The 13,308-nt window shown below is 65.1% G+C and carries 15 protein-coding genes; 7 read left to right on the top strand and 8 right to left on the bottom strand.

Going from position 1 to position 13,308, the window contains the following annotated elements:
• Positions 1 to 323 precede the first annotated feature (323 nt).
• The 3 genes from LGN19_RS28250 to LGN19_RS28240 are packed head-to-tail and all read right to left on the bottom strand — an operon-like array spanning position 324 to position 1,148.
• On the bottom strand, positions 324 to 521 hold the full coding sequence (locus LGN19_RS28250; RefSeq protein WP_011356274.1) for a CsbD family protein: 198 nt from the start codon (positions 519 to 521) through the stop codon (positions 324 to 326).
• A gap of 56 nt (positions 522 to 577) precedes the next feature.
• Entirely contained in the window at positions 578 to 928 is a 351-nt protein-coding gene (locus tag LGN19_RS28245) for a BON domain-containing protein (protein WP_226218368.1), read from the bottom strand.
• A gap of 55 nt (positions 929 to 983) precedes the next feature.
• A complete protein-coding gene (locus LGN19_RS28240; RefSeq protein ID WP_226218366.1) occupies positions 984 to 1,148 on the bottom strand; it encodes a hypothetical protein in 165 nt (54 codons plus the stop codon).
• A 392-nt stretch (positions 1,149 to 1,540) separates the two neighbouring features.
• On the opposite strand from LGN19_RS28240, the gene LGN19_RS28235 reads away from it, so the two are divergent.
• The 4 genes from LGN19_RS28235 (at position 1,541) to LGN19_RS28220 (ending at position 6,383) form a co-directional block, all read left to right on the top strand.
• Entirely contained in the window at positions 1,541 to 3,109 is a 1,569-nt protein-coding gene (locus LGN19_RS28235; RefSeq protein WP_226218364.1) for a helix-turn-helix transcriptional regulator, read from the top strand.
• Positions 3,110 to 3,253: 144 nt separating this feature from the next.
• Positions 3,254 to 3,445 (top strand): CsbD family protein, encoded by a 192-nt coding sequence (locus LGN19_RS28230; RefSeq protein ID WP_122948784.1) that lies wholly within the window; start codon positions 3,254 to 3,256, stop codon positions 3,443 to 3,445.
• 418 nt (positions 3,446 to 3,863) lie between these two features.
• On the top strand, positions 3,864 to 5,015 hold the full coding sequence (locus LGN19_RS28225) for a branched-chain amino acid ABC transporter substrate-binding protein (protein ID WP_174961998.1): 1,152 nt from the start codon (positions 3,864 to 3,866) through the stop codon (positions 5,013 to 5,015).
• A gap of 195 nt (positions 5,016 to 5,210) precedes the next feature.
• Entirely contained in the window at positions 5,211 to 6,383 is a 1,173-nt protein-coding gene (locus tag LGN19_RS28220; protein WP_122948786.1) for an NAD(P)/FAD-dependent oxidoreductase, read from the top strand.
• 93 nt (positions 6,384 to 6,476) lie between these two features.
• Here the strand turns inward: LGN19_RS28220 and LGN19_RS28215 are convergent, their stop codons facing one another.
• Positions 6,477 to 7,658, bottom strand: a complete 1,182-nt coding sequence (locus LGN19_RS28215) for a serine hydrolase domain-containing protein (protein ID WP_122948787.1) — start codon at positions 7,656 to 7,658, stop codon at positions 6,477 to 6,479.
• 356 nt (positions 7,659 to 8,014) lie between these two features.
• Here LGN19_RS28215 and LGN19_RS28210 point away from each other — a divergent pair, with 356 nt between their 5' ends.
• Both LGN19_RS28210 and LGN19_RS28205 read left to right on the top strand, forming a co-directional pair.
• On the top strand, positions 8,015 to 9,142 hold the full coding sequence (locus tag LGN19_RS28210) for an aminotransferase class V-fold PLP-dependent enzyme (RefSeq protein WP_226218362.1): 1,128 nt from the start codon (positions 8,015 to 8,017) through the stop codon (positions 9,140 to 9,142).
• A gap of 178 nt (positions 9,143 to 9,320) precedes the next feature.
• Positions 9,321 to 9,731 carry a GNAT family N-acetyltransferase gene (locus LGN19_RS28205; protein WP_226218360.1) on the top strand — a complete coding sequence of 137 codons (411 nt, stop codon included), beginning with the start codon at positions 9,321 to 9,323 and terminating at the stop codon, positions 9,729 to 9,731.
• A 24-nt stretch (positions 9,732 to 9,755) separates the two neighbouring features.
• Here LGN19_RS28205 and LGN19_RS28200 read toward each other — a convergent pair whose 3' ends face one another.
• The 4 genes from LGN19_RS28200 to LGN19_RS28185 form a co-directional block, all read right to left on the bottom strand.
• Positions 9,756 to 10,298 carry a phage terminase large subunit family protein gene (locus LGN19_RS28200; protein WP_226218358.1) on the bottom strand — a complete coding sequence of 181 codons (543 nt, stop codon included), beginning with the start codon at positions 10,296 to 10,298 and terminating at the stop codon, positions 9,756 to 9,758.
• A gap of 176 nt (positions 10,299 to 10,474) precedes the next feature.
• A complete protein-coding gene (locus LGN19_RS28195) occupies positions 10,475 to 10,900 on the bottom strand; it encodes a hypothetical protein (protein ID WP_226218356.1) in 426 nt (141 codons plus the stop codon).
• Positions 10,901 to 11,153: 253 nt separating this feature from the next.
• Positions 11,154 to 11,519 carry a VOC family protein gene (locus tag LGN19_RS28190; protein ID WP_226218354.1) on the bottom strand — a complete coding sequence of 122 codons (366 nt, stop codon included), beginning with the start codon at positions 11,517 to 11,519 and terminating at the stop codon, positions 11,154 to 11,156.
• Positions 11,520 to 11,660: 141 nt separating this feature from the next.
• Positions 11,661 to 12,119 (bottom strand): GNAT family N-acetyltransferase, encoded by a 459-nt coding sequence (locus LGN19_RS28185; protein ID WP_226218353.1) that lies wholly within the window; start codon positions 12,117 to 12,119, stop codon positions 11,661 to 11,663.
• Between LGN19_RS28185 and LGN19_RS28180 the strand changes: the two genes are divergently transcribed.
• On the top strand, positions 12,118 to 13,254 hold the full coding sequence (locus LGN19_RS28180) for an AraC family transcriptional regulator (RefSeq protein ID WP_226218351.1): 1,137 nt from the start codon (positions 12,118 to 12,120) through the stop codon (positions 13,252 to 13,254). The genes LGN19_RS28185 and LGN19_RS28180 overlap by 2 nt on opposite strands.
• The last annotated feature ends 54 nt before the right edge of the window (positions 13,255 to 13,308 follow it).

Below are 13,308 nucleotides of genomic sequence, written 5' to 3'. Positions count from 1 at the left end.
CGGAAGAAGTGAGCCGATCGGGCAGGGCGCAAAGGCGTCCTGCCCGATTTGCGTTGGGCGGCCCGTCATGCAGAGCGGAATGCGTGCGACCGGGCGAACGCCGGATCACGGCGTCACGGTCGTCGGTGAGATGGGGAGAGAGGAAGGCGGCTGGCGTATGCCGCGCGCCGTGCCGTCAGAAGACGTGCGTGATCAGATAGAACAGCACCAGCAGCCCGACCGGCACGCCGAGCAGCCAGGCGATCAGGTATTTGCCCATGTCGTTGTCCTGGTGGCCGCGACGCCGTCGGCGCCGCGGTGGATTGTGTCGATGCGCTATCGCATCACAGCTCGCGGTCGAATTCCTTCAACTGCTTCTCGGCCGCGTCGCGAGCGATCCCGTAACGCTCCTGGATCTTGCCGGCCAGGTACTCGCGATTGCCTTCCGCGACGGCCAGGTCGTCGTCGGTCAGCTTGCCCCACTTGGCCTTCAGCTTGCCGGAGAGTTGCTTCCACTGGCCCTTGATCTTGTCCTCGTTCATCGTGTGCTCCTTGTCATGCAGGGATAGAAGGCGCGGCGGCGTGCCGCGCCGGGAGGTCAGGCCTTCGCCTTCAGGCCGGATGCGTCGACGTGCTTCACGCCCTTGACCGCGCGCGACACGGCGATCGCCTTCTTCACGGCGATCTTCGTCGGCAGCACGCCGGTCAGCGTGACGACGCCGTCGACCGTCGTCACGCTGATGTCGACGCTCTTCAGGCCGTCGACGGTGGCCAGCCGGCCCTTCACCTTGGTCGTGATCCACGTATCGGAGACGGGCTGGTTCGATTCGGCCTTCATGCCGTTGCCGGTCGATGCGTCCTGTGCAACCGCATTCGTGAGCGGCGCGGCACTCAGCAGGAAAGTCGCGCTGACGGCGAGCAGCGTCGAAAACGGGCGGGTCTTGTTCATGGATGTTCTCCTTCGCTTGGCGTGATGAATCGATGAATGCGAACGGCGCCGCGCACTACTTGACGATCGGCGTGTCGTAGCCGGGCTCGCGCGGCGGGATGTCCGGGCGCGGCACGTCGGGCGGCAGCGGAACCGGCGGATCGGTGCCGGGCGGCGGTTCGGGCGGGCTGTCCGGAGGCGGTGCGGGCCGCGTCGGATCGGGTGTCTGATGCAGCTTCATCGTGCTTCTCCTCTGCGGTTCGGAAGGCAGCGCATGAGCGCCGATGCAGGACCAGCGTACCGGGGCGAACGTGCGCGGACATCGCGCAAATTCACCTGATCGGCTAGTGCGTTTGCACGGGGCGTCGTGTAGGGCGGGAGACGGGCGGGAGAGCGGCGCGGCGCGTATCCATCGCACGCGCGGCGTGGAATGGCGGGCCAGTCGGATGCATGGCGGATCGGCGGGGTGCCGAACGATAGCGCGTGCCGTGCGAATGTACTATGGCGGATAGTGCATTCGCGCCTGTCGCGCAGCGGTGCGGCACGCGATCATCGCCACACGCGGCGGCCGGCGCGTGTCGACGAAACGGCAACCGGGCCGGCGCTCATGCAGACGACACGGACAACCATTCGATGAACGAACAGGTCAACGAACAGGCAAACGAGCAGGCGCTGAAGTCGCATACCGACCGGCGCCAGCTGCACCAGATCATCGCGGGACTCACCGAGGGCGTGATCCTGGTCGAGCCCGACCAGCGGATCGTGTGGGCGAACGAAGCCGCGCTCGCGATGCACGGCGTGACCGAGCTGAAGGCGCTCGGCGCGACCGTCACCGATTACCGCGAGCGCTTCCGGCTGCGCTACCGGAACAACCATCCGGTGCGCGACGGCCACTATCCGATGGATCGCGTGATCGCGGGCGAGGAGTTCAGCGACGTGACGGTCGAAGTCGAATCGGCCGCCGACGAAACCGTGAGCTGGGTCCATCGCATCCGCAGCCTCGTGCTGACGAACGCGGCCGGCGAACCGGACTGCCTGGCGCTCGTGCTGCACGACGCGACCGAATGGGCGAGCGCCGAGGAGCGCTTCGAGCGCACCTTCAACGCGAACCCGGCGCCGGCCGTGATCTGCCGGCTCGACGACCTGCGCTACGTGAAGGTCAACCAGGGCTTTCTCGACATGACCGGCCACGCGCGCGACGACGTGCTCGGCCGCTCGGTGTACGAGATCGACGTGCTCGACCAGGCCGAGCGGCGCGAACTCGCGATCGAGCGGCTCGGCGAAGGCGCGACGATCCCGCAGATGGAGGCCGTGCTGAAACTCGCGGACGGCAACGCGAAGGCCGTGGTCGTCGCCGGGCAGCCGATCGACATGAACGACGAGGTATGCATGCTGTTCACGTTCATGGATCTCGAGCCGCGCAAGCAGGCCGAGCGCGCGCTGCGGCAGAGCGAGGAACGCTTCGCGACGGCGTTCCGGATGGCGCCGGTCGCCACTGCGATCGTCACGGCCGACCGCTTCGAATTGCTCGACGTGAACGGCGCGTTCGTCGCGATGACCGGCCATGCGCAGGACGACCTGCTCGGCAAATCGGCGGACGAGATCGGGCTGTGGGCCGAGCGCGGCGCATGGCAGCGCATCGAAGGCCGGCTCGCGCGCGACGGCAACGTGCGCAACGCCGACGTGCAGATCCGCACGCGTGAAGGCGACGTGCGCGATTGCGTCGTATCGGCGGACCCTGTCGCGATACACGGGCGCGACTGTCTGCTCGTCGCGCTGCTCGACATCAGCGATCGCAAGCGTACCGAGATGGAGCTCGTCTACGCGATCGAAACCGCGATGCAGGATGCGTCGTGGTTCAGCCGCACGCTGATCGAGAAGCTCGCGAACGTGCGGCGCGCGAATGCGCCGGATGCGGGCGCTCAACTGTCGGACCTGACCGCGCGCGAACGCGACGTGTTCGACCTGCTGTGCCACGGTCTCGCCGACAAGGAAATCGCCGGCCGCCTCGGGCTCGCGCCGAACACCGTGCGCAATCACGTCGCGACGATCTATGCGAAGCTCGACGTGCACAGCCGCGGCGAGGCGATCGTGTGGGCGCGCGAACGCGGGATCGTCGGCGCGGCCGACGCGAATGGCGCGCGCGGCGAAAAGGGCGGCGCGAAGGGCGGTAAAAAGGGTGGCGCGAAGGGCAAGGACTAGCTAAGCCTCTCGGTACGAATGCATCATGCGCGCTGGTGCATCCGCATCTGCCGCGCGCGGCGCGTGCTTGCGATCCTGTCCACACGGCGGTGCGGCGCTGGCCGTCACGTCGCCGGCTCTCCCTCACCATCGCAGGAGACGACCATGGACAGGAATCGCATCGAAGGCAAGCTCAAGCAGGTCAAGGGTTCGGTCAAGGAAGCGCTCGGCAAGGTGACGGGCGACCGCCGGACGGAAGCGGAAGGCGTCGCCGAACAGCAGGCCGGCAAGATTCAGGAGCAGGCCGGCGAGGCGGCCGATGCGGGGCGCAAGCAGACGGGCGCCGATCGGCACTGACCGATGACGCGGCGCCGCCGGCGTCGCGACGGCCGGCCGGGCCGTCATCGCAATGATGATGCGCCGCCGGCATGACCACGGCCGGCCTTGATGGACGGGCATCGGCGCGGCTTCCCACCGCAACTGTCGACCACGGTCCACCGATGCGCGGGCCGCAGGCCGGCCGCGAACGCGGAACTTGATGACAATTCCTCACAACATAGTTCCGATATTTCGTTTGCTGCACGGGTATTGGCTATCCACAATCCATTCACCTCTTTCGCGATGAAAGGTTCTTCGGAGACGGAGCCGCGGCGATCGACCGGCCAGTTGGGACGTTGCATGACGTCCCGCCGGCGGACGAGATGACCGGCACGCGGGAGGTTGCCGACGCGCGGCAGTCGCGCGTTGCATCCCGGCCCCCAGAACAAGGATTGTCATGACGTTCCGCATTCGTTCGCTTTCCGGCGTCGCATTGACCGCCGCGATTCTCGCGCTCCAGTCGGGCGCGGTTCATGCGCAGGAGACGGTCGTCAAGGTCGGCGTGGCCGGCCCGCTGACGGGCGGCGGCGCTGCCTACGGCAAGGACATCGAGAACGGCGTGCGCATGGCCGTCGACGAAGCGAACGCAGCGCACACGACGGTGGGCGGCAAGCCCGTGAAGTTCGTGGTCGCGTCGCAGGACGACCAGAGCGATCCGCGCACCGGCGTGCAGGCTGCGCAGCAGCTCGCCGACGCGCAGGTGGCCGTCGTGATCGGCCACTTCAACTCGGGCACGACGCTGCCCGCCTCGAAGATCTACGCGAAGGCCGGCATTCCGATGATCACGCCGTCGGCGACCAATCCCGACATCACGCGCGCCGGGCTCGGCACCGTGTATCGCGTGATCGCGACCGACACGCAGAACGCCGGCAATGCAGGCGCCTATGCGGCGAGCGTGACCAAGGCGAAGCGCATCGCGATCATCGACGACCGCACCGCGTTCGGCCAGGGCGAAGCCGACGAATTCGAGAAGTCCGTGAAGGCGAACGGCGGCACGATCGTCGCGCGCGAATTCACGAACGACAAGGCGGTGGACTTCAGCGCGCAGCTCACGAAGATCAAGAGCACCAATGCCGATCTCGTGTTCTTCGGCGGCCTCGACGCGCAGGCCGCGATGCTCGTGAAGCGCATGCGCCAGCTCGGCATCCGTGCGCAGTTCCTCGCGGGCGGCGGCGTGATGAACGCGAACTTCATCAAGCTGGCCGGCAACGCGGCGGAAGGCGCGTCCGTGTGGGAATACGGGCAGCCGCTGTCGCGTCTCGCGAAGGGCAAGCAGTTCGAAACGAAATTCAAGCAGAAGTACGGCATCGACATGCTCGCGTATGCGCCGTTCGCGTACGACGCGACGTGGATCGCGATCAACGCGATGCAGAAGGCGAACTCGACGAAGCCGGCCGATTTCAACGGCGCGCTGAAGGGTACGCGCTACGACGGCATCACGGGCACGATCGCGTTCACGAACACGGGCGACCTGAAGAACCCGAGCTCGACGCTGTATGAGGTGAAGAACGCCGCGTGGCAGCCCGTCACGACGAAATCGGCGGATTGAACGCAACAGGCGCGCGCGGACTTTCGCGGCGACGCCGGACGTGCTGAAATGCCATCAGCGATCGGTTGCGATCGCGGCGCACGCCGGTGTGGCAGCCGCACGAGTCTGCCCGCGCGACGCCGCGTGTGACGCGGCACGAACAACCCACGGGCGTGGCCGGCTGGCCGCGCCCAACATGTGCAACTGGAGTCAGTCGTGAGTTCTCAAGTCGTCATTGTCGGCGGTGGTGTGATCGGCAGCTCGATCGCCTATTTCCTGCGCGCCACCGATCCCACGGTATCCGTGACCGTGATCGAGCGCGACCCCACCTATGCGCGATCATCGTCGGCGTTGTCGGCCGCGTCGATTCGCCAGCAATTCTCGACGCCGCTGTCGATCGAGATGTCGCTGTTCGGCATCGACTTCCTGCGCACGATCGGCGAACGGCTCGAAGTGGATGGCCACCAGCCGTCGATCGATCTGCACGAAGGCGGCTACCTGTTCCTCGCGACGCCGGCCGGCGATGCGACGCTGCGCGAGAATCATGCGCTGCAGACGAGCCTCGGCGCGGACATCCGGCTGATGGATCGCGATGCGCTGCGCGCGAAGTTTCCGTGGCTGAACGTCGACGATCTCGTGTCGGGCGCGTATGGCGTGAGCGGCGAAGGCTGGTTCGACGGCTACGGGCTCGTGCAGGCGCTGCGCAAGAAGGCGCAGGCGCTGGGCGCGCGCTATGTGCCGTCCGACGTGAAGTCGGTGGTGCGCGACGGCCGCAAGGTGACGCATGTGGTCACGGCCGATGGCGAACGCTATGCGTGCGACACGCTCGTCAACGCGGCAGGGGCGTGGACGCGCATGCTGTCGTCGATGATGGGCATCGACATTCCCGTGTATGCGCGGCGCCGCAGCATCTTCAACGTGTCGTCGCCGGCGAAGCTCACGGATTGCCCGCTGCTGATCGATCCGACCGGCGTGTATTTCCGGCCGGAAGGGCGCACGTACATCTGCGGGACGTCGCCGAGCCCGAACCGCGACCCGGACGACCTGCCGCTCGACGAAGTCGACCACGACCTGTTCGACGAGGTGATCTGGCCGACGCTCGCGAATCGCGTGCCGGAGTTCGAGGCGCTGCGCGTGGAGAACTGCTGGTCCGGATACTACGAGTACAACGTGTTCGACCACAACGCGATCATCGGGTATCACCCGGAACTCGATAACGTCGTGTTCGCGAACGGCTACAGCGGCCACGGGCTGCAGCAAGGGCCGGCGACGGGGCGCGGGGTCAGTGAACTCATTCTGGGCGGGCGTTATGACACGCTCGACCTGTCGACGCTCGGCTGGGCGCGGGTGCTGGAAAACCGGCCGATCGTCGAAAAGAACGTCGTGTAGCGCGGCGTAACCCGCCCGGTGTGGTGGGCGGGGGATTCTCCTTGTGTCTCAACTCATTGGCCCGACTGTGTCGGGCCTTTTTTGTTGCGCGTGTCAGCCGACGCCGTAGACCGCGTCGCGCAGATCGAGCGTGTACTGGCCGTTCATCCCTTCGTAAAGCGTGTTCGACAGCGATACGACGGTGAGCCCGCGGGCGCGGTCGACGAACCACGAATGACCGTAGACACCGCCCCAGCGCCAGGTGCCCGGCGACTCCGGCGACAGCGCCGCACGCGGGTCGCGCAACACGGAAAACCCGATTCCGTACCCCGCGCCGGGCAGGTCGGGCAACGCGAGACTGCCGGTGTGGATGCGGCCCATCTCGTCGACCAGCTCGGCCGGCAGAATCGCGCCGCCACCCGCCCGCAGCGTATCCAGCACGTTCAGCACGTCGTCGGCGGTGCCGACCATCCCGCCGCCGCCCGATGCGAATGCATCCGCGTTGAGTGCGCGCGACGGCGAGTACGTCACGCCGACGGACCCTTCGTAGATGGGTACGGCTTCGTTCTCGGCGAGCCGGTGCGGCTGCGGCGTGTCGTTGACGTAGGGTGTCGCGAGCCGCGCGGCGTCGCGAGCGACGAATCCCGTGTCGCGGGTACCGAGCGGGCGAAGCACCAGCGCATCGACTGCATCGGCGAGCGGCAGCCCGCTGACGGCCTCGATCACCGCGCCGACCACGTCGATGGAGAGCGAATAGTTCCAGCCGGTGCCGGGGGCGTACTGCAACGGCACGCTCGCGATCCTGCGCATGTTTTCGGCGAGCGTGATCGATGCGCCATCGAGCCCGTCGGAGACCCCCGCACGTGCATACGGGCCAGTCGCGTCGGCTTCCGCGTAGCGATAGCCGAGGCCGGCGGTATGCGTGAGCAGGTGACGCACCTTGATCACAGGCACGCTGCCGTCACGCAGCGCCGGGCGGAACTCGGGCAGCCAGCGCGTGACGTCGTCGTCGAGCGACAGCTTGTGCTGTGCAACGAGCGCCATGGCGGCCGCCGCGACGATCGGCTTCGTCACCGACGCGAGCCTGAACAGCGTGTCCTCTTGCATCGGCGTGCGCGCTTCGCGGTCGGCGAACCCGGCCGCGCGGCGATAGACGAGCTCGCCGTCGCGTGCGATCAGGACGACCGCGCCGACGAGGCGTTGCGTGTCGAGTTGACGGGACAGTACCGCATCGACGCGCTCGGTGAGTGCGGGATCGGCCGACGGTTGCTGTGATGACGCTCGGTTGGGGATCATCGAAGACTCTGTCGTGGAGGGTGAGCCGACATGTTAGGCGGCATGCGCCGGTCGCGCCATTAATCCATACATGAAACAGGGCTACGTGCACGGTAACGGTCGACATCGACGGCCACCGGGCGGGTCTTTCGGCCGGGGGCCATGGCGGCCCCATCGCGGCGCACTGCTCCGGTTCGAGGCCGTGCCGCGTCAGGGATGTGCCGCGCCGCCGACAAAATATGCCCCAAGCGTCGGGCCGCGTTCGTTAGAATCTGCTTTCGTCGAGAAAATAACGCAATTGCATGGGTGCAGGGCGGTATCGCATGACGGACACTGCTCGCCCAGATTCCATCGTTCATCTTTCACCGGAGGCGAGCATGCCAGGTTTACTTCCCGATGTTGACCGCGAGGGGCTCCTCGAATATTCGGTGGTGTACACCGATCGCTCGGTCAACCATATGTCGCAACGCTTTCAGGGCGTCATGCGCGACATCTCCGGCACGCTGAAAAAAGTCTACAACGCGAAGTCGGTCGTGATCGTTCCGGGTAGCGGAACGTTCGGCATGGAAGCCGTCGCGCGGCAGTTTGCAACGAACAAGAAGTGCCTGGTCATCCGCAACGGCTGGTTCAGTTTCCGCTGGTCGCAGATTTTCGACATGGGCAGCATTCCGTCCGAAACGACGGTGCTGAAGGCGCGCCCGGTCGAAGCCGGACGGCAGGCCGCGTATGCGCCGGCCCCGATCGACGAGGTGGTCGCCGCGATCAAGGAGCACAAGCCGGATCTGGTCTTTGCGCCGCACGTCGAAACCGCGTCCGGGATGATGCTGCCCGATGGGTATCTGCGCGCGGTGTCGGACGCCGTGCATGCGGTCGGCGGCATGTTCGTGCTGGATTGCATCGCGTCCGGCACGGTGTGGGTCGACATGCAGGCCAGCGGCGTCGATATCCTGATCAGCGCGCCGCAGAAGGGCTGGAGCGCGTCGCCGTGCTGCGCGATGGTCATGCTGAGCCCGCTCGCCCGCGAACGCATCGACGCGACGACCAGCACCAGCTTCGCATGCGATCTGCGCAAGTGGCTGCAGATCATGGAAGCCTATGAAGGCGGCGGGTTCGCGTACCACGCGACGATGCCCACGGACAGCCTCACGACTCTGCGCGACGTGATGAAGGAAACCAAGGCATACGGTTTCGACAAGGTGAAAGCGGAGCAGCTCGAGCTCGGCACGCGCATTCGCGCGCTGCTGGCCGACAAGGGTTTCCGGAGCGTGGCGGCCGAAGGCTTCGAGGCACCGGGCGTCGTGGTCAGCTATACGGACGACGACGGGATTCGATCCGGGAAGAAGTTCGCCGACGTGGGTTTGCAGATCGCGGCCGGCGTGCCGCTGATGTGCGATGAGCCGGAGGATTTCAAGACCTTCCGTCTCGGGCTGTTCGGCCTCGACAAGCTGCATGATGTCGACGGTGCGGTCGCCCGGTTTGCCGACGCGCTGGACCGGATTCTCTAAGCCGGTTGTCCGGCCTTGGCGAGGCTGTGGACGGTAGGTGGGTACACCTGCGGTCTACCGCCTGGCCGGCTTGATGGTCTTCGTCTGGTCCGATGCGCGCGTGAGGGTTTCCGGGTCGACGGACTCATGCGTCGCGAGGTCGGCCCGTCTGCCTGTATGGTCGACCTGAAGGATCCGCATGGCATACATCGTTCGACAGGAAGTCCCGTCGGTAGCCGCCTATATCGACATTCGCGTTGCCGCGGGGTTGAGCAGAAAGTCGGAGCAGGCCGCGACGATCGGGTTGAAGAATGGTCTTTTCAGCGTCGTCGCTTACTGCGACAGCGATCCGGTCGGCATTGGCCGGGTAATCGGTGACGGCGGCTGTTTCTTCGAGATCGTGGACATCGCGGTGTTGCCCGCTCACCAGAAGAAAGGCGTGGGCGACCTGATCATGCGCGCACTTATGGGCTACCTTCACGAGCATGCGCCGCCGACCGCCTATGTCAGCCTGATGGCCGATCACGGGACGCCGAAGTTCTACGAGCGTTACGGCTTCCAGCCGTCGCTGCTGCCCGAGAAGGCGGGGATGTTCCTGCGCATCGCGTAGCGCGCGGGACGCCGATGCAAGTCGTCAGATGTGCTGGTGCACGATCTTGACGCGATGCCCGAGAATCTTGCCGAGTTCGACGGCGAGGCGTGGCTCGATCAGCCAGTTCGTGAACCCGAATCCGAGATTGCCGAATGCCCAGTCGAGCTCGAGGAACGTCCAGTCGACGATGCGTGCCGAGCCGCCGCATGCGGGGCAGGCCAACGTGTCATCGGCTTCGTTCGAGTACCACGCGCTGACTGCGTCGCCCCAGGGCACCTCATCGAGTGAGTGAGACGCGCCGCAGTGTGGACAACGTACGTCGTTCGGCCCCGGGCCTGAATGAAAGACCGTGTGTTCGGTCTCGAGGCCGACGCCGCACCAGTCGTTGCCGAGGCTGATGAACTCGGACCACGCAGCGGCATTCGGGCCGGGACGATAGATATCGCCGTGGAGCCCATTGCCGCTTTCGGGCACCGATTGCACGATGCCTTGCCCGGCAAGCCATGCGATGCCGCGCTGCGCGAGGATCGGTGCTTCTTCAAGGCTTGCGTCGATATCGACGACCCAGACGATATTGTCACTCATGGCGAATCGGGGTATCAGATCGGATGGTCAGGTATGACCGGCTCAGTCGTTCGATTGTCGATGATTCGAACGTGCCTGTCGAACGACCCGGATGGGTGCCGATAAAGGCTTCCTCGACGGGGAGGACGATCGGGCGATGACAGGGCCGGCACGTTTCGTCACGGCGTCGGCAATGTTCAATCGTCTGCCAGGCGCTGATTCGGGTAAGGGTCTTCATCCGAAGACTGGTGCCAGACGGATCGATCGGCCCGCTGAAGTGCTTCAGCATGTTTTTCCGTGAGCCGTTCGATGTCCGACGCCGCCAACAGGTTCTCCGACGCACTGATCGAGTCGCCGCTGGTGAGATACAGATAGAGCGCGGTCAGCTCTTCCAGTTCTGGCGCGTCCGATGTGACCGTGAAGATGGCTGGATCGGTGTCGGTCGGGTCGATCGAGACGCGCGGGGCGTCGCTTTTCCGGTCGCGGAGGTACAGGCGCGTCCAGAGCCTGCTGTTGACCGGATAGGCATCGCCATCCGTATCCACATTCCGTGGGTACCCGTACAGCAGGTCGATAAAGCACCTGAAATCCGGGCGGTTTCTGGTGATCTTGACGGTATGCATCGGGCTCCTGGTGTTTCGCACGCTGCTGAAGATCGCAGCTAGAAGCGATTCTAAATCGCTATGCCGAAAGACGCTTCATGAGCGTTCTGGCGGTGTCGAAGACGCGCGTCGATGTCTTACGAGATCGAGTCTGCTGACTGCCATGCTCGTGAGCAACCGCTTCCAAATCATGTCGGACGTCTTGAGCTTCAAGGCGCCCGGTCGCGGGTGTCGTTGGGGCGGCGGATCTCACCGCTTGCCGGTTCCTGTTTCGTTACTTGCCCGATTCGTCCGCTGACCATACGGCCAGTTCATAGCCGTCGTGATCAATAAAGTGGAAACGCCGGCCGCCGGGAAACGAGAAAGTCTGGCGGCTGATGGTGGCGCCCGCAGCCTCGATCCTTCGTTGGGTTTCGACCAGATCGTCAGCGTAGAGGATGACGAGCGGGCCGCCCGGCCGGACGGGCTCACCGGTTGTCAACCCACCCGTGATCCGGCCGTCTTGGAACTCGGTGTAGGTTGGGCCATAATCGGTGAAGGTCCAGCCGAACACACCGCCATAGAAGGCCTTGCTTCGTGCTATGTCGCTGACATTGAATTCGATGTTGTCGATCTGACGGTCTTTCCCTCGAATGCTCATGTGTACCCGTTTCCGTAGTTGTTTGCCGGGAGGCAATTATAGGTACCGTAACCGCACGTCACGACATGGAACGGTTCCGGAGATCCAATCCTTCAATCATCGCCGATGACGGACAGGTGCTGCGTGCCAGGCGGGCAGCCGCTACCGCGTCAGGCAATACAAGACATCGGGGCAGCCTTCCTCGTTCCTGCTTCCGTCACTGTATGCAATCGCAACGAACCCATGCCGTTCATAAAACGCAGCGGCATCGCGATTCATCTGGAACGTATAGAGCTGGAGCAGGCCAACCGTCTGCGACTTCACCGATGCCAGGAGGGAAGACCCGATCCCTCGTCGCTTGAATTCGGGGCAGACATACAACTGGTCAAGCCATGCCACGCCATCGGTCACGACGTGCGCGGCCATGCCGATGATGCGGTTATCGCTCACGGCAACGGTAACGTTGCCCGACGGCACCAGTACGTTGGCCACCCAATCGTGGACAGCGGCTTCGGCGTGCGCGAGCGGCGCATAGGATGCCAGCGTGTTGCGCGACCGTAGATAGACGTCAGCCACCTCGGCGGCATCATCCGCAATCGCTCGACGCAAGATCAAGGGCATGTATCGGCCGCTCCGATATCTTCAAAGAGTGCACAACGATAGCAGCACGGAATCGAACTTCCAACATCGCGCAGAATGCGCTGAAACTGGCGAGATCGGAAGTTCAGCGCGATGTATTGCGTTTGCGGTACCGCGAATCGGCAGTGAAATCTCGTTACCGATTCACTGCTTCTTTCCGGGATTCCCGGGATCCGACATTCCCGTATCATCTGTCCGATTCGCCGGGATCGCACGACCTGGCGATTTCGCACACAGGAAAGGACGAGCGATGAAGGTCGAAGGGCGCGGCCACGGTAAAGCGATCAAGCAAAACGCGGTGGCGGCACCGAACCGGGCCGGTATCGCACCCGTCACGAAGAGCACCGACCCGCGCGATTACCAGGATGCGCCAGGTATCGCCGCCGTCATGCCGAAAGCCTTTCCCGACGGCTTCGTCGTCGCCGAGCATCGGCACCCGCGCGCGCAACTCGTCTACACCACGACGGGCATCGCCGAAGTCATCGCCAGCCAGTCGCTCTGGATGATCCCGCCTCATCGCGCACTCTGGATTCCGCCCGACCTGCCGCACGCGATGCGCGCACACGGGCCACTCGAAATGCGCACCGTCTACGTCGACCCGCACGCGTACCGATCGGCATACCCGGATCAGCCGAGCCTGGTCAACGTGTCGCCGCTGCTGCGTGAATTGATCGTGCGCGCGTCGTCGTTCCCGGTCGAGGTCAGTCCTGACGGACGCGACGATCTCGTCATCCAGCTCATGCTGGCCGAAATCGAGTGGTCGCCCGAGCAGCCCTTGCGGCTGCCGTCCGGCCAGGACCGGCGCCTTGCCCGTGTGTGCGACGCGATTCTGGCGAATCCGGCCGATCAGCGCACGCTGACGGAGTGGGCCGATGAAGTCGGTGCGTCGAGCCGGACACTCGCCCGGTTGTTCACTGCCGAAACCGGGCTGTCGTTCAGCCAGTGGCGCCAGCAGGCGCGGATTTCGGCCGCCCGCCCGTTGCTGGCGTCGGGACGCGCCGTGATCGCCGTCGCGGCGGAACTCGGCTACGAAACCACGAGCGCGTTCTCGACCGTGTTTCGCCGGTTTGTCGGCATGACGCCCAGCGCGTACGCAAAACTGTCCGATTCCGCGTAGCAATCGTCTGTCCAGCAAACGCGGGGCGTGGCGTACAAGCTTATCGTGTCGATC

The organism is Burkholderia sp. AU30198 (genome assembly GCF_020419825.1).
Classification (GTDB): domain Bacteria; phylum Pseudomonadota; class Gammaproteobacteria; order Burkholderiales; family Burkholderiaceae; genus Burkholderia.
Note: the sequence above shows the minus strand (reverse complement) of the source record. Positions and strands in the feature narration are given on the sequence as shown.

Bases quoted from the DNA above. Each gene is read 5' to 3' on its own strand.
- LGN19_RS28250 (WP_011356274.1), bottom strand. From the start codon at position 521: ATGAACGAGGACAAGATCAAGGGCCAGTGGAAGCAACTCTCCGGCAAG.
- LGN19_RS28245 (WP_226218368.1), bottom strand. From the start codon at position 928: ATGAACAAGACCCGCCCGTTTTCGACGCTGCTCGCCGTCAGCGCGACT.
- LGN19_RS28240 (WP_226218366.1), bottom strand. From the start codon at position 1,148: ATGAAGCTGCATCAGACACCCGATCCGACGCGGCCCGCACCGCCTCCG.
- LGN19_RS28235 (WP_226218364.1), top strand. From the start codon at position 1,541: ATGAACGAACAGGTCAACGAACAGGCAAACGAGCAGGCGCTGAAGTCG.
- LGN19_RS28230 (WP_122948784.1), top strand. From the start codon at position 3,254: ATGGACAGGAATCGCATCGAAGGCAAGCTCAAGCAGGTCAAGGGTTCG.
- LGN19_RS28225 (WP_174961998.1), top strand. From the start codon at position 3,864: ATGACGTTCCGCATTCGTTCGCTTTCCGGCGTCGCATTGACCGCCGCG.
- LGN19_RS28215 (WP_122948787.1), bottom strand. From the start codon at position 7,658: ATGATCCCCAACCGAGCGTCATCACAGCAACCGTCGGCCGATCCCGCA.
- LGN19_RS28210 (WP_226218362.1), top strand. From the start codon at position 8,015: ATGCCAGGTTTACTTCCCGATGTTGACCGCGAGGGGCTCCTCGAATAT.
- LGN19_RS28205 (WP_226218360.1), top strand. From the start codon at position 9,321: ATGGCATACATCGTTCGACAGGAAGTCCCGTCGGTAGCCGCCTATATC.
- LGN19_RS28200 (WP_226218358.1), bottom strand. From the start codon at position 10,298: ATGAGTGACAATATCGTCTGGGTCGTCGATATCGACGCAAGCCTTGAA.
- LGN19_RS28195 (WP_226218356.1), bottom strand. From the start codon at position 10,900: ATGCATACCGTCAAGATCACCAGAAACCGCCCGGATTTCAGGTGCTTT.
- LGN19_RS28190 (WP_226218354.1), bottom strand. From the start codon at position 11,519: ATGAGCATTCGAGGGAAAGACCGTCAGATCGACAACATCGAATTCAAT.
- LGN19_RS28180 (WP_226218351.1), top strand. From the start codon at position 12,118: ATGTATCGGCCGCTCCGATATCTTCAAAGAGTGCACAACGATAGCAGC.
- LGN19_RS28185 (WP_226218353.1), bottom strand. From the start codon at position 12,119: ATGCCCTTGATCTTGCGTCGAGCGATTGCGGATGATGCCGCCGAGGTG.